Origin of the sequence: Luteimonas sp. TWI662, assembly GCF_039673825.1 — a bacterium.
Taxonomy (GTDB): domain Bacteria; phylum Pseudomonadota; class Gammaproteobacteria; order Xanthomonadales; family Xanthomonadaceae; genus Luteimonas.
In genome coordinates, this window is record NZ_JBDJMI010000031.1 from 19508 (window position 1) to 37000 (window position 17493).

At 69.8% G+C, this 17493-nt stretch carries 12 protein-coding genes; 7 read left to right on the forward strand and 5 right to left on the reverse strand.

Annotation, left to right across the window (positions count from 1 at the left end):
* Positions 1 to 64: 64 nt before the first annotated feature.
* From ABE488_RS16180 to ABE488_RS16200, 5 genes are all read right to left on the reverse strand, one after another.
* The gene (locus ABE488_RS16180) at positions 65 to 3046 is read right to left on the reverse strand and encodes a TonB-dependent receptor (protein ID WP_346449434.1); all 2982 of its coding nucleotides are present in this window, start codon (positions 3044 to 3046) and stop codon (positions 65 to 67) included.
* Positions 3047 to 3161: 115 nt separating this feature from the next.
* Positions 3162 to 4673, reverse strand: coding sequence for an amidase (locus ABE488_RS16185; protein ID WP_346449435.1), 1512 nt, complete (start codon positions 4671 to 4673; stop codon positions 3162 to 3164).
* Positions 4674 to 4857: 184 nt separating this feature from the next.
* Positions 4858 to 6948 (reverse strand): S9 family peptidase, encoded by a 2091-nt coding sequence (locus tag ABE488_RS16190; RefSeq protein WP_346449437.1) that lies wholly within the window; start codon positions 6946 to 6948, stop codon positions 4858 to 4860.
* Between the two features lie 102 nt (positions 6949 to 7050).
* A complete protein-coding gene (locus tag ABE488_RS16195; protein WP_346445312.1) occupies positions 7051 to 8043 on the reverse strand; it encodes a FecR family protein in 993 nt (330 codons plus the stop codon).
* On the reverse strand, positions 8033 to 8602 hold the full coding sequence (locus tag ABE488_RS16200; RefSeq protein ID WP_346449439.1) for an RNA polymerase sigma factor: 570 nt from the start codon (positions 8600 to 8602) through the stop codon (positions 8033 to 8035). Before ABE488_RS16200 ends, ABE488_RS16195 begins: the two co-directional genes overlap by 11 nt.
* Positions 8603 to 8851: 249 nt before the next feature.
* On the opposite strand from ABE488_RS16200, the gene gmk reads away from it, so the two are divergent.
* The 7 genes from gmk to ABE488_RS16235 all read left to right on the forward strand — a co-directional run.
* The gene (gmk, locus tag ABE488_RS16205) at positions 8852 to 9469 is read left to right on the forward strand and encodes a guanylate kinase (RefSeq protein WP_346449450.1); all 618 of its coding nucleotides are present in this window, start codon (positions 8852 to 8854) and stop codon (positions 9467 to 9469) included.
* Between the two features lie 137 nt (positions 9470 to 9606).
* Positions 9607 to 9909 carry a DNA-directed RNA polymerase subunit omega gene (rpoZ, locus tag ABE488_RS16210; RefSeq protein ID WP_047135361.1) on the forward strand — a complete coding sequence of 101 codons (303 nt, stop codon included), beginning with the start codon at positions 9607 to 9609 and terminating at the stop codon, positions 9907 to 9909.
* Positions 9910 to 10074: 165 nt separating this feature from the next.
* The gene (locus tag ABE488_RS16215) at positions 10075 to 12246 is read left to right on the forward strand and encodes a bifunctional (p)ppGpp synthetase/guanosine-3',5'-bis(diphosphate) 3'-pyrophosphohydrolase (RefSeq protein ID WP_346449440.1); all 2172 of its coding nucleotides are present in this window, start codon (positions 10075 to 10077) and stop codon (positions 12244 to 12246) included.
* A 71-nt stretch (positions 12247 to 12317) separates the two neighbouring features.
* On the forward strand, positions 12318 to 12701 hold the full coding sequence (locus tag ABE488_RS16220) for a RidA family protein (RefSeq protein WP_346449442.1): 384 nt from the start codon (positions 12318 to 12320) through the stop codon (positions 12699 to 12701).
* A 19-nt stretch (positions 12702 to 12720) separates the two neighbouring features.
* A complete protein-coding gene (gene recG / locus ABE488_RS16225; protein ID WP_346449444.1) occupies positions 12721 to 14814 on the forward strand; it encodes an ATP-dependent DNA helicase RecG in 2094 nt (697 codons plus the stop codon).
* Between the two features lie 140 nt (positions 14815 to 14954).
* On the forward strand, positions 14955 to 15614 hold the full coding sequence (locus ABE488_RS16230) for a LuxR C-terminal-related transcriptional regulator (RefSeq protein WP_346449445.1): 660 nt from the start codon (positions 14955 to 14957) through the stop codon (positions 15612 to 15614).
* 217 nt (positions 15615 to 15831) lie between these two features.
* Positions 15832 to 17493, forward strand: a 1662-nt coding sequence (locus ABE488_RS16235) for an ESPR-type extended signal peptide-containing protein (RefSeq protein WP_346449447.1), incomplete at its 3' end; no start/stop codon positions are given.

Consider the following 17493-nt stretch of genomic DNA (forward strand, 5'->3'; position numbering starts at 1 on the left):
TTGGCCGGCCTTCCATCGGATCGCTGGGCGGTGCGATTGCGCCCGGTTCAAACCGCGCCGCGGTTCAGAACCGCAGACGCGCGCCGATCGAGTAGTAGCGCCCCAGCACGTCGTAGTAGGCCGAGAACGCCGACGAGGCGGGCGGGCCCTTGTCGAGCACGTTGTTGATGTTGGCGTAGAGCTCCAGATCCGAATCGGTGAAGCCCGCGGTCCGCATGCTCATGCCCAAATCGAAGTAGGTGACGCTGCCGATGTGGTTGTTGACGATGTCGACGGCCGAGTTGTAGTTGCCCGACGAGATGTAGCGGGCCCGCAGGTTGGCGCCGAAGGTGTCGCCGCGATAGGCGAGGGTATTGGTCACGCGCAGTCGCGGGATGCCGGGTCCGGAGAACGCCGAGCCCTGGGAGCCGACGTAGCTCAGCTTGACTTCGCCGTCGTCGGTGGTCAGTGCATTGATCCAGGTCGCCAGCGCGCGCCATTGCACCCGCCCGCCGGCCGAGGGCACGAGCCGTGAGGCCGGAAACGTGTAGAGGATTTCGGCATCGATGCCGTCGGTCTTGTACTGCGCGAGATTGACGGGCGTGGAGCGGATCAGCTCGATGCTGCCGTTCGCATCCCGGGTGATGCGGCCGCACAGCACCTGGTTGCCGCGTGCGCAGCGGTTGACCACTTCCTGCACGCCCAGCGACATGATCACGTCGTTGATGGTGATGTCGAAGTAGTCGATCGAGATGTCCAGGCCTTCGGTGAACTGCGGCGTCCAGGCGATGCCGAAGGTCGTGGTGTCGGCTTCTTCCGGAGTCAAACCGGGATTGCCGCCGCTGATGACCTGGGCCTGCACGGTCTGACCGGTGATGGGGTCGGCGACGTTGTTCCAGCCGGTCAGCGCAGTGGTGAACAGTTCGGTGAGGTTGGCCGAGCGGATGTCGCGCGAGCGCGTGGCGCGTGCGCGCAGTCCCGGCAGGAACTCGTTGGTTGCGCCGGCCTTCCAGGACCAGATCGAGCCGGTGGTGTCGTAGTCGCTGATCCGCGCCGCGGCATTGAACTCGAGCTTGTTGAGTCCCGGCACATCGCGCACCAGCGGCACCAGGATCTCGCCGAAGGCCTCCTTGACGCGGAAGGCGCCGAACATCGAGGCGTGACTGAATGAGCGGAACGCGCCGGCCGCGTCGAGCGCGCCTGCGGTGCTCTGCTGCCACTCCCGGCGCGCTTCCACGCCGAGCGCGACCGAGACATCACCGGCGGGCAGGGTCCAGGGGTCGCCGTGCAGGCTGAGGCCGCCAGCATCGAGCTTGATCAGCGTCTCCTGCGTGGGCGCGCCGGTGACGTAGGCGATGGCCTCGGCCGACGGCGACCCACTGCCGAACAGATTGATCGGCATGCAATCGGTGGTCGGATCGGTCAGGGCCACGCGACAGATCGGTTGGCCGGTCGTGGGACTGAGCACCGAATCGACCGCGCGCGCGTAGTTGTCGCGCAGCAGGAAGCCCGGGTTGCGCATGTCCTGGCGGTACTCGCCATGCGTGTAGTACGAGCGCCATGTCCAGCCAGCGCCGAGCGCGCCGTCGATCGCCAGCGTGGCTTCAGTGGTCTTGCGCTGGAAGTCGATCGTCGCGTACGCAAAGTCGGAATTGAACCGGCCCATCTGGAACGACGACTCGCCGGCCGCGGCCAGCGCATCGCGCACCGGCGTGGGGAGGAACGCGTTGTCGGCCGAGATCCGCAGGCGCGTACTGCCACGGTTGTGGTCGCCGAACCAGGGGTAGTCGTTGTACATCCGCGAATGCCGGACATCGAGCGTGAGCCGGGTGTCGTCGGTCAGGTCGAAGTACGCGGTGCCCATCGTGCTGTAGCGCCGCTGCGGCGTGACCAGCGGGCTGAAGTGGTCCGCGCTCGGGCCGTTGCCGCCGACCATCTGCGTGCCGACCACGCGTCCGTACTCGAACGGACGCAAGGATCCGTCCGGCTCGAAGGCCTGGCCGGCGAGCGCGCCCGACAGGATCAGGCCGCCATAGGCGGCGTCGGCGATCGACACGCCGTGGGTGAGCACGAAGCGGCCGTTGCCGTCGGGCAGCGTCGCCCAACCGGCGACATCCGGCCGGCGCGACCTGGGCACCAGGCCGTCGTTGTCGAGGAACTCGGCGCCCAGCACCAAGTGGCCGCGGCCGCCGAACAGCTCGTGACCGAAGGCGGCCTCGAAGCGCCGCTCGTTGGCGCCGCCGCGGTCGGAGATGCCGAACTGCGTGCCGAGCTTGGTGCCGACGAAGGTCCGGTCGATGGCGATGTTGACCACGCCGCTGACTGCGCCCGAACCCCATGCGGCCGAGGCGCCGCCGGTGACGATGTCCGCGCCCTGCACCATGATCGTGGGAATGGTGTTGAGGTCGTTGGTGCTGGAGAAGCGGCGGCCGTCGATCAGCACCAGCGTGCGGTTGACGCCGAGCGCGCGCAGGTCGACGGGTGCCGACCCGGCGTCGGTATTGGTGCCGGTGGTCTGCGGCGACACGCCAGCGCGGAACTGGGGCAGGTCGTTGAGGGCGGCGGCGATGTTGGGCCGCGCGCCGATGCCCAGGTCCTGCGCGCTGAGGCTCGTGGTCGGCGTGGGCGCGTCGAAGCCGGGGCGGTCGAGCCGGGACGACGAGGCCCGGACCTGCACTGTGTCGAGATTGGTTGCCGCATTGCCCGACGTCGCGCCGACGGCCGCGCCGGATGTCCCGGCGCCGTCGTCCGGCAGCCGGATCAGGATCGATCCGTTCTCTTCGGTGACGTCCAGCGCCGTGCCCCGGAGCAGCGCCTCGAATGCAGCGCGCGGTTCCAGCAGGCCGTTGACGCCTTCGTTGCGCAGGCCTCTGACCTGGCGCGCCGGATAGATCGCATTGACGCCGAACTGTCTGGCCAGCGTGTCGAGGCCCTCTGCAAGGTCGCCCGCGGCGACCTCCACCTGGCGGGGCTCGGCCGCGATCGCCGCCGAGCTCGACAGGACCGACAGTGCAGCGAGAACGGCGGCATGGATGAGGCGGTAACGCGGACGATTCGAACGTGGCATGGCCTTCCCGGGAATCGGCTCGATGTCGAGCCGTTGATTGGAACGTCGAGTGGGCGCGGTGCTTCCGGCAACGCATCTGTGTGCAGACTTCTGTCGCCCGGCCGGGCGATGGACATCAGGCATCGGTGCCCAACGCGGGCGGACGTCGCGTTGCGATCCACGGCGATGCCTGTTCGTAGGCGTGCGCCACCTGCAGTACGGCCAGGTCGGCATGCGTCGGGCCGATGATCTGCAGGCCGAGCGGCAGCTCATCGGGTCCACCGAAGCCCGCCGGTACCGCCAGCGCCGGCAGGCCCGCCATCGTCGCCGGCAACGTCACCTCCATCCAGCGGTGATAGCTGTCCATCGGCGTGCCGGCGATCTCGCGCGGCCAGTGCTGCTCGACATCGAACGGGAACACCTGTGCGGTGGGCAGCACCAGGAAATCGAACTGCTCGAACGCCTTGCGGAATGCTTCGTAGATCCGCGTGCGTCCGGCTTGCGCATCGGCGATGCGCTCGGGCGTGAGTTGTTTGAAGCCCTCGACCTCCCACAGGGCCTCGGGCTTCATCATCGCGCGTTTGGCCGGATCGGCGGCGTAGGCGCGCAGGTCGTCACCCACCGACAGGTGACGCAGCGTCACGGCGGTGCGCCACATCGTCTCGGCCGGCTCCTCGAGCGTGGCCGGGTCCACGCGCATGCCGATGGCCTGGAACGCCGAGAGTGCGCGCTCGCAGGCCTCGAGCAGACCGGCTTCCATCGGCAGTGCGCCGCCCAGATCGCCCAGCCAGCCAATCCGCCGGCCGGTCCAGTCGCGTGCCAGCGGCTGGGCGAAGATCGCCGGATCGTCCTTGAGCGAAAACGGTGCACGGGGATCGGCGCCGGCCTGGACCGAGAGCATCAGCGCGAGGTCGGCCACGGTGCGCGCCATCGGTCCGGAGGTGGCGTAGGTCTGGCTGAAGACGTCGCTGGACGGGGCGGACGGCACACGCCCGAACGACGGCCGGAAGCCGAACACGTTGTTCCAGCCTGCCGGATTGCGCAGTGAGCCGCCGAAATCGCTGCCGTCGCCCAGCGGCGTCATCCGCAGCGCGAGCGCGACGGCGCTGCCGCCGGAACTGCCGCCGGCCGACTTGCGCGGGTCGTAGGCGTTGCGGGTCACGCCGAACACCGGGTTGTAGCTGTGCGAGCCGAGCGCGAACTCCGGCACGTTGGTCTTGCCGGTGAAGATCGCACCGGCGTTGCGCATCCGCGACACCACCAGCGAGTCGGCCGCGGGCACGTTGTCGCGCAGCAGCGGCGAGCCTTGCGTGCTGCGCATGCCGCGCACCGGCGCGGTGTCCTTCACCGCGTGCGGAAACCCGTGCAAGGGCCCGTGGAAGCGCCCCTTCGCCGCGTCCTCGTCCTGCGCCGCGGCCTGCCGCAGCAGCAGGTCGGGATCGACCGACGAGACGATGGCGTTGAAGCGCGGATTGAGCGCCGACAGTCGCGAGAGATAAGCGGTCATCGTGTCGCGCGCCGAGACGCTGCGCTTGCGGATCGCCGCTGCGAGGTCCACGGCGGACAGATCCAGCACATCATCGCTTGGCCGTGCGAACACCGCGCCGGCGCCGCCGGCCGCATACGCCGCCACTGCGGCGGCCCCCATCTTCAATGCCGTGCGCCGTGTCACCGGCATGCAAGCCGCCCCTGGATCATGTGCGTCCCCGTGCCCGGCCCGGAAGGGGCCGCTGCCAGTGGAGTCGAACGACCGCGCGCTTTCCGGCTATCGATCTGCGCGTCGATGCATCGCGGCGCCGTGAGGCGTGCGACGCGCGGGGTCCATCGAGGTGCTACAGATGCCGATCGAGCCAGCCCAGTACGCGCTCGAGCACGTCGCGTTCGTGCTCGCGTGCCTCGAACCAGTGCGGCCCGCGTGGATAGCGCACCATCTCCACCGGCGTGCCGTTGACCAGCAGCGCACGATGGAACTGCTCGCCCTGCGAGATCGGCACGCGCCGGTCGTCCTCGCCGTGCAGCACCAGCACCGGCACCGTAACGTGCTGGGCGCTGCGGATCGGCGAGTTGCGGTCGTAGAGGGCGCGCTGTTCGAGCACGTTGCCGAAGTAGCCGGGCAGATACTCGTAGGGCACGTCGGTGGTCAGGGCCATCACGGCGGTATCGATGACGGCCGCGCCGACGATCGCCGTGCGGAAGCGGTCGCTGTGGCCGACCGCCCAGGCCGACAGGTAGCCGCCGTAGCTCCAGCCGCCGATGGCCACGCGCGCGGGGTCGGCGATGCCCTCTTCCTGGAGCGCGTCCAGCCCGTCGAGCACGTCCTGAAATGGACCGTCGCCCCAGTCGCCGCGCGCCAGCGAAGTGAACGCGTCGCCTTGCCCGTACGAGCCGCGTGGATTGGGCAGCAGCACTGCGTAGCCGCGCATGGCCAGCGATTGCGCCCAGTCGTGCCAGGACCCCAACCAGCCCGACAGCCAGGCATCGGCCGGCCCGCCGTGCGCCTGTACCAGCGTCGGCAGGCGCGTGCCGGGCCGCCAGTCGGACGGGAGTACGAGCACGCCGTGGATTTGCCGGCCGTCGCGTGAGCTTGTCCAGACGAGGTCGCGGACCTGGCCCAGCGGCCAGGCGCGCACCTGCGGATTGGTGTCGGTCAGCCAGGTCACGTGCCCGCCGCCCAGCATGTCGGCTTCCGACAGGGTGCCGACCTCGGGTGGATGGTCCGCACGGCCATGGGCGAGCGCGACCCGGCCGTTGCGTGCCAGGCTCAGGCCGCGGACTGGCCCCTGCAGTTCGACCAGCTCCACGACCTCGCCGTCGCTTGGGGCGATCGCCAGCAGTTGCGGCCGCACGCCGCGCAGGCCGATCCCCACCAGCGTGCCGTCCTCGCGCCACTGCAGCGTGCGCAGCGTGCCGGGCCAGGTCGTCGCGAGCGCGACGTGGGTGTCGGTAGCGGGGGCATAGACCATCCGGGTGGCGGTGTGCCCATGCGGGCCGAGCTGTCCGTACAGCAGCCGGGTGCCGTCGGGCGACCAGGCCAACGGCCCGCCGGAGGCGCGCGCGGTGACCGTGACCAGCACGCCGCCGTCCTCGGCCGATATCAGCACGACCCGCGAGCGGTACCACATGGCCCCGAGCCCGACCTCGTCGGAGACCCGCAGCGCGAACGTGCGGCCGTCCGGCGACCAGGCCAGGTCCTGGACCTGCAGGTCTGGCGGGGTCAGGGCCCGGGCATTGCGGCCGTTCGCATCGGTCAGCCACAGCCGCGTGAACTGCGCATCGCGACCGACCTGGATTGCGTCGTCCTTGCGCGCGAGCCGGGCGGCGCGCTCGGGCGCGGGCGGGTCGATCGCCAGATAGGCCACGCGCGTGCCGTCGGTCGACCACGAGAACGCAGTGACGTCGCCAGCCGACGCGGTCAGCGGGCGCGGCGTCGCGCCGTCTGCGGCCGTGGCCCAGACTTGGCTCGATGCTCGCGGTGCCGTCGTATCCACGTCCGGCGCGGCGCGTGTGGATAAAAAGCCCAGGCGCGTGCCGTCGGGCGACCAGCGCGGCATCCGGTCGGCGGCGGCGTCCGGCGCAGCGAGTTCCACCGATGCGCTGCGGCCGTCGCTGGCCACACGCCAGATGCGGCGCAGGTTCGACGCACCCGCCGGGCGCGGCGTCTCCACCGTGTAGGCGATGGTGCTGCCGTCAGGGCTGATCTGCGGATCGCTGACCTCCTTGAGGTCGACGACCTGCGCCGCGGACGGCGCGCCGTCGCGCGCCTGCAGCGGCAGCGCGCAGGCCATCGCGATGCAGATGCCGATCGATACGCGTAACGCCAGCGCGCGCAGCGACCGACGTGCGCGCAGGGCGGCGCGGCCCCCTTCGGCATCGGACGCGCGCGGGGTCGCGTGCGCGTCGCGGCCTGGTTCGAATCTCGGCATGAGGTCTCGGTCTCGGGCCCGGAACGGGGCCGCCAGCTTAGGAAGTCGAACGATCGCGGACATTCCGGTAAGTGGGCGCCATCGAGGCGCCGGTGTTGCGCGTCACTGGCGCGCGGTCAGCACGATGCGGTCGTCTTCGGTCCGGGCCTGGACCGGGAAGCCTTGCTGGATCAGGCTGACGAACGCATCGAGTTCGGTGGCGCGGAAGATGCCACCCACGCGCAGTGCGCCGACCGCCGGATCCTCGACGACCAGCTTGCGGGCGTTGTAGCGATTGAACTCTGCGATCGCTTCGGCCATCGGGGTGTCGCGGAAGACCAACTGACCGGTGCGCCAGCTCAGGTCCTGGGCGAGCTCCACCGGCGAGCGCGCACGCACCAGCACCGCATCGCCCTGTGTGCGCGCCGCCATGCCCGCCTCCAGCAGGGGGGCTTGCAGCACCTCGTCAGGACCACCTGCGGTTTCGATCCGGACGCGGCCCTCGGTGACCACGACCTGTACGTCGTCGCCGTCGCGCCGCACCGAAAACGCGGTGCCCACCGCGATGATCCGCGTGTCGCCTGCCTCGACGACGAACGGCCGGGTCGGATCCTTGGCCACCTCGAAGAAGGCTTCGCCCTGGCGCAGGCGCACGCGCCGGTCGTCGCCGGCCATGTCGACGCGCAGGCGGCTGTCGGTGTTGAGCGTGAGCCGCGAGCCGTCCGGCAGCGCGACGGCCTCCAGCGCGCCGATGCGGGTGGCGTAGACGTCCCCGCGCGACCAGGACAACTGCACCAGCGCGGCCAGGCCGAGGACGCAGGCCACGCTGGCCGCGAGCGCCAGACCGGGCAGGCGCCGGCGCCGTGTGCGGACCTCGACGTTGGGCGGCGCCGCGGCGCGCACCGGTTCCGGCGCGGTGCCGGCTTGCCCCAGCAGCGCCTGCAGCCGGCCCACTTCCTGCCAGGCGCCCTTGAAGCGGTAGTAGGCCGCGCGGTGGCCCGCCGACTGCGCCAGCCAGGTCTCGAGCTCGGCGGCGTCGCGCTCGCTCCAGGGGCCGTTGTCCTGCCGCAGCAGCCAGGCGGCCGCGGCCTGCTCGTCGCGTTCCCTATCGCCCATAACGCGTTGCCATCCTTGTCCACGTGTCGTCGGTGTCGCGGTTGTCGGCGGACTTGCCGTACAGCGCCTCGGCCAGCAAGGCGATGCCGCGCATCAGGTGTTTTTCGACGGTCGCTTCGGCGATCCCCAAGCGGCGGGCGATTTCCTTCTGCGGAAGATCCTCGATCCGGCGCATCCACACGACCTGACGACAGCGTGGCGGCAGGCGTCGGAACAGGGTCGACAGGCGGTGCATCTGTTCGCGGCCGGCGGCGCGCCGCTCCGGCGACAGTTCGTCGATCAGCACATTCAGGCTGTCCACGTCGGCCAACAGGTCGAAGGCCACGATGCGCTCGCGGCGCACGCGGTCCACCAGCAGCTTGCGCGCCACGTCGAACAGGAATGCCTTGGGCGAGTGCGGGCGCTGACGTTCGGCGGCCAGCAGGACCCGGATGTAGATGTCGTGCCGGATGTCCTGCACTTCGTTGGGGTGCACCCATTTGCGTGCCAGGAAGCGGACGAGCGCGGCCTCGTGAGGCAGGATCTCGCGCTGGAACCAGGTCTCCAATGCAGTGTCCATCGCGCCGCCGTTCCGCGCTCCCCGCGCGGTTCGTCTCCGACGCTATCCCATGCGCCGGGCAAAATCGATTGGAGGAACCCGCCCCCTCGTTCGACTCCGGCTCCAATGCCGGGCCGGCCGCTGGTAGGTGTGCCCTGGCCTGCGCACCGCGACGGGCCGGCACGTAAAGCGGTACGATGCGCGGCTTTCCGGGCGCCGGAGCCAGGCGTGACCCATCGCGAACCCGCACCCCAGACCGCCGCGGCGCCCATGCGCGGCACGCTGTTCATCGTCGCGGCGCCATCGGGCGCCGGCAAGTCGAGCATCGTCAACGCCTGCCTGTCGCGCGATCCGGACATTGCGCTGTCGATCTCGTTCACCTCGCGCCCGCCACGGCCGGGCGAGCGCCACGCCGAGCACTACCATTTCGTCGGCAAGGACACTTTCCAGCAGATGATCGAGGCGGGCGAGTTCTTCGAGCACGCGCTGGTGCACGGCGACTGGAAGGGCACCGCCCGGCAGTCGGTGGAACCGCAACTGGCCGCCGGCAAGGATGTCCTGCTGGAGATCGACTGGCAGGGCGCGCGGCAGGTCCGGGGGCTGGTGCCCGAGGCGGTCAGCGTCTTCATCCTGCCGCCCTCGCGCGAGGCGCTCGACCAGCGGATGCGCAAGCGCGGCCAGGACAGCGAGGCGGTGATGGCCCAGCGCTTGGCGGCCGCGCAGGAGGAGATGTCGCATTACGACGAGTTCGACTACCTGGTGGTCAACGAGGACTTCGATCGTGCGGTCGCCGAGATGTGCGCGATCTTCAGCGCCAGCCGCCTGCGCCGGGAGCGTCAGGCCGAGCGCCACGCCGGGCTCATCGCAAGGCTGCTGTCGGGGCATTGAGCCGCGCGGACCGGGCGCCGCGCTACGCAAGTGGTTGATTCGCTGAGGCATGCCTTGCGCGGCGGGCCGCCCGGGCGTATCATGCTCGGCCCTTTTCCCCGAATTCGCGCGACCCGCGCCGGTCGCCGGGAGCCCGCATGGCCCGCATCACCGTAGAAGATTGCCTGGAAGTCGTCGACAACCGCTTCGAGCTGGTCATGATGGCCGCCAAGCGTGCGCGTCAGCTCGCCAATGGCGTCGAGGCCCAGCTCGACAACAGCGAGAACGACGACAAGCCGACCGTCCTGGCGCTGCGCGAGATCGCCGCGCGCCGGATCGACCAGCCGTTCATCGACGCGGTCGACAAGTCCGAGCGCGAGCGCAAGGAGCGCGAGGCGCTGGAATGGGCGGCCGCTGAAGTGGTCGCCGACGAGGACATGGCCAAGGGCGACGATCTGTGATCGTGCCGCGCTGACGCGTCCCGCGTCGCGCAGTGGTGTGTCGACGGCCCCGCTTTCGAGCGGGGCCGTTGCGTTTTGGCCGTCCCATTGTCGGGGCGTGGTGGCTGGCCCTGTCCGCGGCGCGGCCCGGTTCACAAACGTCGACCTTGCCCGTAGGCTTCCGGGATGACGCCCGCCCCTCCCGCCAGCCTCGTCACGCCGGACGTTTCCGGCGACGACGCGCTGCCCGATTACGTCCGCGACCTCGACCGCGCCGCGCTTTATCTGCCCGATGAGCAGCGCGCGCTGTTGCGACGTGCATGGGAGGTGGGCGCGGCGGCGCATGCCGGGCAGATGCGCAAGTCCGGCGAGCCCTACATCACCCATCCGGTCGCGGTGGCCCGAGTGCTGGCCGAGCAGAAGGTCGACGTCGAGACGCTGGTCGCGGCGATCCTGCACGACACCATCGAGGACACGCCGCTCACGCGCGATCAACTCGCCGAACAGTTCGGTGAGCCGGTGGCCGAACTCGTCGATGGCGTGACCAAGCTCGACAAGCTCAACTTCAGCAGCCGGCAGGAAGCCGATGCCGAGAGCTTCCGCAAGATGATGCTGGCGATGGCGCGCGACCTGCGCGTGATCCTGATCAAGCTTGCCGACCGCCTGCACAACATGCGCACGCTCGGCGCGCAGCCCGGTCCTTCGCGCGAGCGCATCGCGCGCGAAACCCTGGAGGTCTACGCGCCGATCGCCCAGCGGCTGGGCATGAACCGGATCAAGGCCGAACTGCAGGATCTGGGGTTCCATGCGCTGCATCCGATCCGCCACAGAGTGCTCGAGAAGCGCATCCGCAATCAGCCGCTGGTGCGGCGCGAGGCGCTGGCGAGCATCGAAGCGCAACTGGCGCAGCGCTTGACCAGCGCAGGCCTGCAGTACCGGCTCGTGGGGCGGGTGAAATCGCCCTGGAGCATCTATAACAAGATGCAGGGCGAGGGAAAGACGTTCACCCAGGTCATGGACGTGTTCGGCTACCGGATCATCGTCGGCAACGCCGCCGACTGCTACCACGCGCTGGGCATCGCCCACGCCGTGTTCAAGCCGCTCGATGGGCGCTTCCGCGACTTCATCGCAATCCCGAAGGCCAACGGCTACCAGTCGCTGCACACCGTGCTGTTCGGGCCTTACGGCGCGCCGATCGAAGTGCAGATCCGGACCGAGGAGATGGACCTGATCGCCGAGCGCGGCATCGCCGCGCACTGGGCCTACAAGCACGGCGGCGAGGGGCCCAACAGCGCCCAGTCGCGCGCGCATTCGTGGATTGCCGGCCTGCTGGAATCCCAGCGCACGACCGGCTCGTCGCTGGAGTTCCTGGAGAACGTCAAGGTCGACCTGTTCCCCGACGAGGTCTACCTGTTCACGCCCAAGGGCGACATCATGTCGTTGCCGCGCAACTCGACTGCGCTCGACTTCGCCTACGCGGTGCACACCGACATCGGCAACCAAGCGGTCGCCGCGCGGGTGGACGGCAAGCTGGTGCCACTGCGCACGCAGCTTGCGAGCGGCCAGCGGGTGGAGATCGTCACCGCTAAGTCGTCGATGCCGCGGCCGCAATGGCTGGAGTTCGTGGCCACCGGCAAGGCCCGGACCGCGATCCGTGCCCAGCTCAAGCAACTGCAGCACGAGGACGCAGTGCAACTGGGCCATCGCATGCTCGACCGTGCGCTGGAGGGCCTGGGCACCTCGCTCGACCGGCTGCCGCAGGAACGGCTCGACACCTATCTGGCCGAGGCGCGCTATCCGCGGCTCGAGGAGCTGATGGCCGACATTGCGCTGGGCAACTGGATGCCGGCGCAGGTCGCGTCGGCCCTGGCGCAGCACGATGCCGACGCCGATGGCGACCGGCCGGCGGCGCGGGCCGGCGAGACGATCCGGATTCGCGGCGACGAGCGCGGCGTCATCGCGTTCGCCAATTGCTGCATGCCGATCCCCGGCGACGACATCATGGGCTACCACACCACCGGACGCGGCATCGTCGTGCATCGGCTGGACTGCCCCAATGTCGCCGAGTTCCGTAAGTCGCCCGAGCGCTGGGTCGCGATCGACTGGGACCGCGAGGTCGTCGGCGACTACAACGTCGCGCTGCGCATCGAGGTCGAGAACCATCCCGGCGTGCTGGCACAGGTGGCCGCGGCGATCGCGCGTGCGCACTCCAACATCGACGGCGTCGAGTACCTCGAGCGCGACAGCACGGTCGCCGCGATCCGGTTCTCGATCGAGGTCAAGCACCGCAAGCACCTGGCCGATGTCATCCGCCGCACCCGGCGCCTGCCGGTCGTCCACGGCGTGCAGCGCATGTAGGCCGCGGCTGTCCGGGCGACCGCGCGCGGGCATCGCCCTACAATGGCTGAATCATCCATCGGAGTTCCGCCATGCCCCGCACGCCCATCAGCACCCAGGACGCACCCGCCGCGATCGGCCCGTACTCCCAGGCCGTCCGTGCCGGCGACACCGTGTACTTCTCCGGGCAGATTCCGCTCGATCCGGCGACTGGAGAGATTGTCCAGGGCGACATCTCGGCGCAGGCGCGCCGCGCATTCGACAACCTCAAGGCCGTGACCGAAGCGGCCGGCGGCAGCATGGCCGACATCGTGCGCGTGGGCCTGTACGTTACCGATCTGGGCGAGTTCGCGCAGGTCAATGCGGTGATGGCCGACTACTTCGACGCGCCGTATCCCGCACGCTCGACGATCGAAGTGCCGGCGCTGCCCAAGGGCGCGCGCTTCGAGGTCGATGCGGTGATGGTGCTCGCCTGATCCCAGGCGTGCCGCGCAGATGAACAGGCCGGCGCTCGCCGCCGCCGGCGCCGCGTCGGTCTCGACGCTGCCCGGCGTCGGCCCGAAGGTCGCCGAGAAGCTGGCTGCACGCGGGCTGGCCACGGTCGGCGACCTGTGGCTGCACCTGCCGCGCCAGTACGAGGACCGGACCCGGGTCGTGCCGATCCGCGCGCTGCGCGGCGGCGTACCGGCCCAGGTGCAGGGTCGGGTCGAGGCGGTGGAGCGCGCGTTCCGCCGGCGTCCGATGCTGCGTGTCGCGATCGGCGACGGATCGGGGGCGACGCTGGGGCTGCGCTTCTTCCATTTCCGCGCGGCCCAACTGGCGCAGTTCGCGGTCGGCACGCAGCTGTGCGTCTACGGCACGCCGCGGCCGGGGCAGCACGGCCTGGAAATCGTCCATCCCAGCTACCGGGTCGTCGGCGATGCCGCCGAGCCAGTGGTCGAAGACGCGCTCGATCCGGTCTATCCCGCCATCGAGGGCATCGGGCCGGCGACGCTGCGCCGCATGATCGGGCATGCGCTCGACCGCTTGCCCGACGACGACGCCCTGGAACTGATGCCGGCCGACCTGCTCGTCGGACTCGCGCTGCCGACCTTGCGCGAGGCGCTGCTGACCGTGCATCGCCCGCCGCCGGATGTGGATCTGGGCGCGCTGCTGTCCGGACGCCATCCGGCGCAGCGGCGGCTTGCGCTGGAGGAAATGCTCGCCCATCACCTGAGCCTGCGGCGGCAGCGGATCGCGTTGCAGGCGCATCGTGCGCCGGTGTTGCGCCCCGGGCCGCTCGCGGCCGCGATGCAGGCCGGCCTGCCGTTCGCGCTGACCGGTGCCCAGCGCCGCGTCCACGCCGAGATCGTGCGCGATCTCGCGCAGCCGCGTCCGATGCTGCGGCTGGTGCAGGGCGACGTGGGCAGCGGCAAGACCGTCGTCGCTGCGCTGGCGGCGCTGGCGGCGATCGACTCGGGCCGCCAGGCGGCGCTGATGGCGCCGACCGAATTGCTCGCCGAGCAGCATTTCCGCAACCTGTCTGCCTGGCTCGCGCCGTTGGGTGTTCGCGTCGCCTGGCTCGCCGGCAAGGTCACCGGGCGTGCGCGTGCGGCCGCCGCGGCCGACATCGCCGCGGGCGTCGCGCAACTGGTGGTCGGCACCCATGCGCTGATGCAGCAGGCGGTCGAGTTCCACGACCTGGCGCTGGCGATCGTCGACGAGCAGCACCGCTTCGGCGTGCACCAGCGCCTGGCGCTGCGCGACAAGGGGGCGCAGGCGGGCAGCGTGCCGCATCAACTGGTGATGACCGCCACGCCGATTCCACGCACATTGGCGATGGCGGCGTACGCCGATCTCGATGTTTCGGCGATCGACGAGCTGCCGCCCGGGCGCACGCCGGTGCAGACCGTGGTGCTCGGCGCCGGGCGACGCGCCGAACTGATCGAACGCGTGCGCGCCGCGTGCGCCCAGGGCCGGCAGGCGTACTGGGTTTGCACGCTGATCGACGAATCCGACGAGGTCGTGGCGCAGGCCGCGCAGACGACGTTCGAGCAGTTGTCGGCGGCGTTGCCGGGCCTGCGGATCGGCTTCGTGCACGGTCGTTTGCGGGCGGCGGAGAAGCAGGCCGCGATGCGTGCGTTCAAGGACGGTCACAGCGATCTGCTGGTCGCCACCACTGTGATCGAGGTGGGTGTGGATGTGCCCAATGCCTCGCTGATGGTGATCGAGAACGCCGAGCGATTGGGGCTGGCGCAATTGCATCAGTTGCGCGGGCGCGTGGGGCGCGGCAGCGCGGCGTCGAGCTGCGTGCTGCTGTATCAGCCGCCGCTCTCGCGCACCGCGCGCGAACGGCTCGACACGATGCGCACGACCGGCGACGGGTTCGTGATTGCAGAGAAGGACCTGGCCTTGCGGGGGCCTGGCGAACTGCTGGGCACGCGCCAGACCGGCCTGGCCGAGTTCCGTCTCGCCGATCTGGCGCGCGACGCCGATCTGCTGCCGCTCGTGCATCGCCTTGGGGAGGCATTGCTGCGGACCGATCCGCAGTGCGCGGATCGGCTGGTCGCGCGCTGGATCGGGGGCGCGGCACGCTACGCGGCAGCATGACGCCCGTTTTTTTTCGATGGCTGTCTCATTTTTTCGCCCAGTCAGCTGCATGAATAGACAATCTTCATTCGATCACCACTTCGGTGCGTAGTACCGTCCCGGGCATGCGGCGTGTCAGCGTCGCAGATGGGGGCTAGGGAATGGCACTGTTGAAAGAAGCGATCCGGGTCTATGCAGCCGACGAGCGACCGATCGTGCTGGCCGGCATGCGCGCGGTGGTCCAGGCGCCGGACTCGGGCATGAGGATGACCGGCGAGGCGACCGGTGCCCACACGTTGTTGTGGATGCTGCAGACGCGGATGGACTGCGACGTCGTGGTCACGGAGTTCTCGATGCAGGGGGGCGATGCCCGCGCCGGCGACGGGCTTGGTCTGCTCGGACAGTTGCGGACGCGCTTCCCCGGCATCGGGGTGGCGGTATTTAGCGAAGTTCGCAATCCGCCGCTCCTGCGCGCGATGCTCGAACTGGGCGTACACGCAATCGTCGACAAATCCGGCGCGCTTGACGAACTGCCGGCCGCGATCCGACACGCAGCGCAGGGCAGGCGCTACCTCAGTCGAACGATCAAGCGTCTGCTCGATGCCACGGCGGGCAGTGGACAGTGTGCACCGTTGTCGCGGCAGGAGGCGGAGGTTGTGCGCCTGTTCGCGAGCGGCAAATCGGTCAGTGAGATCGCGCTGTCGTTCTCGCGCAGCGTCAAGACTGTCAGCAGACAGAAGAGCGATGCGATGCGCAAGCTCGGTCTCGACAACCACAGCCAGCTCTACGCCTACGCGCTGTCCAGCGGCTTGGCCCGCTGAGCAGAAGCGATGCGGGCCGAGGCCGGCGCGCCAATCGGCGACGCTGGATGCATGCGCTTGCCTGCGGAAATCACCGTCATCGACTCGACGCGAAGACGCGATCGATGCTTGGCGCCGTGCAGTGCGTCCAGAGGCGCGAGCTTTTGAGAATCGTCTGATTCCCAATCGCTGACCGGCGCTGTTCCCTTGATCCCTCACGAACAAGAGGGGAAGCGGGATGAACAAGGTCTTTTGCAGGATCTGGAACCGTGCGCTCGGTGCCTATGTCGTCGCCTCCGAGTTGGCCGACCGGCGCGTCCGCGACGGACGCCGTGTGCGGGCCGTCGTCCTGGCGATCGCCTGTGTTCCGGCGATCGCGGCCGCGGATGCCCAGGAGCGGACCGGCGCGTCGTCGTCGACAGACGCGGAGCGGATCGCCGAACTCGTCGAGCGCCATCTCGACGAGAACGAGCGCGTATTGGCGGGCGGCGCGTTGCCGGTCTGGTCGAATGTCGCGACGATCGGCCAGACGCGGGCCGTTGCCGGTGGCGTGTCGCCGATGGGTGTGATCGATCCAGGTGGTCTGACCGGCGGCACGTTGCCTGGGCTGGTGCAGCACCTGACCAATTTCCTGCTGCCGGTCTCCAACCAGTACCGCGCCTGCGGACTGCTGGGCAATGGCACGCTGCTGCCCGACGAATGCCTGTCCATCGCGCGCGAGAACTTCAGCTATGCGTTCCAGTCGGTGTCCCTGTTCGGCACCGATCTGTTGGTGATCCCGGATGTCCTCGACCTCAACGGCAACCGTCCGGCCGACCACACCACGATCATCGGCCGCGCCAGTTCGGGCAGCTACATCAACGTGCCGGTCGGCAACTACGCCGGCCAGAACAACGATCCGGATTGTGAGTTGGTCGCCGGCATCGGCGTGTGCATCCCCGGCGTGCTCGGCACCTACACCTGGGACACGTTGCCCGCGCAGGATTACCAGATCATCATCGGTGACGGTGCCGGCGCGAACGGTTCCAATACGGTGGTCATGGGTACCAATGCCAGCCACACGCTGCCGGCGGTCTCGGCAGCCGATCTGGGCTGGACGGGCGGTCCGGACGGCAACTACGCCGCACGGCTCGGCAATGCGGTGGTCATCGGCCACAACGCGTCGGGCACGGCGGACCGGCAAACCATCCTTGGTGCGAACGCCAACTCGGTGCACGCCAACAGTGTCGCGCTGGGCGCCGACTCGGTCACTGTGCGCGGCGCGCAAACAGGCTACAGCGCGCCGGGGCTGGCGATTGCGCAGAACTCGGCCGGCGAAGTGTCGATCGGCACAGCGACCGCGGCCCGGCAGCTGACCAATGTCGCGGCGGGCAGCGCGGCCACCGATGCGGTCAACGTCGCCCAGTTGCAGGGCGCACTGGCCGAAGTCGATGGCGTTGGCGAGTTCGCGGTCCGCTACGACGACGACGGCACCGGCGCGCCCAACTTCGGCCGGATCACACTGGCCGGCACCGGCGGCACGGCGATCGGCAACGTCGCGGCAGGCGTGGCGGCCGATGAGGCGGTCAATGTCGGCCAGCTGTCGCCGGTGGTCGCAGCGCTGGGCGGCGGCGCCGGGATCGACCCGACGACCGGCGCGGTGACCGGCCCGGTGTACACGCTCGACGACGGCAGCGATGCCGGCACGACGACCGACTTCGGAGATGTGGGCTCGGCGCTCGACAATCTCGACGGGCGCACGGCAAGCAACACCACGACGATCAACAATCTGCTCGACGGCACCGAGGGCCTGGTGCGGCAGGATCCGGGCACGCTGGTGATGACGGTCGGCGGGCAGACGGGCGGCGACGAGGTGAGCTTTGCGAATGTCGATGGCGATGCGCGTCGGCTCAGCGGGGTG

Excerpts from the sequence above, each read along its gene's own strand:
- ABE488_RS16185 (WP_346449435.1), bottom strand. The coding sequence starts at position 4,673 with ATGGGGGCCGCCGCAGTGGCGGCGTATGCGGCCGGCGGCGCCGGCGCG.
- ABE488_RS16190 (WP_346449437.1), bottom strand. The coding sequence starts at position 6,948 with ATGCCGAGATTCGAACCAGGCCGCGACGCGCACGCGACCCCGCGCGCG.
- recG (WP_346449444.1), top strand. The coding sequence starts at position 12,721 with ATGAACAGGCCGGCGCTCGCCGCCGCCGGCGCCGCGTCGGTCTCGACG.
- ABE488_RS16215 (WP_346449440.1), top strand. The coding sequence starts at position 10,075 with ATGACGCCCGCCCCTCCCGCCAGCCTCGTCACGCCGGACGTTTCCGGC.
- ABE488_RS16195 (WP_346445312.1), bottom strand. The coding sequence starts at position 8,043 with ATGGGCGATAGGGAACGCGACGAGCAGGCCGCGGCCGCCTGGCTGCTG.
- gmk (WP_346449450.1), top strand. The coding sequence starts at position 8,852 with ATGCGCGGCACGCTGTTCATCGTCGCGGCGCCATCGGGCGCCGGCAAG.
- ABE488_RS16220 (WP_346449442.1), top strand. The coding sequence starts at position 12,318 with ATGCCCCGCACGCCCATCAGCACCCAGGACGCACCCGCCGCGATCGGC.
- ABE488_RS16200 (WP_346449439.1), bottom strand. The coding sequence starts at position 8,602 with ATGGACACTGCATTGGAGACCTGGTTCCAGCGCGAGATCCTGCCTCAC.
- rpoZ (WP_047135361.1), top strand. The coding sequence starts at position 9,607 with ATGGCCCGCATCACCGTAGAAGATTGCCTGGAAGTCGTCGACAACCGC.
- ABE488_RS16180 (WP_346449434.1), bottom strand. The coding sequence starts at position 3,046 with ATGCCACGTTCGAATCGTCCGCGTTACCGCCTCATCCATGCCGCCGTT.
- ABE488_RS16230 (WP_346449445.1), top strand. The coding sequence starts at position 14,955 with ATGGCACTGTTGAAAGAAGCGATCCGGGTCTATGCAGCCGACGAGCGA.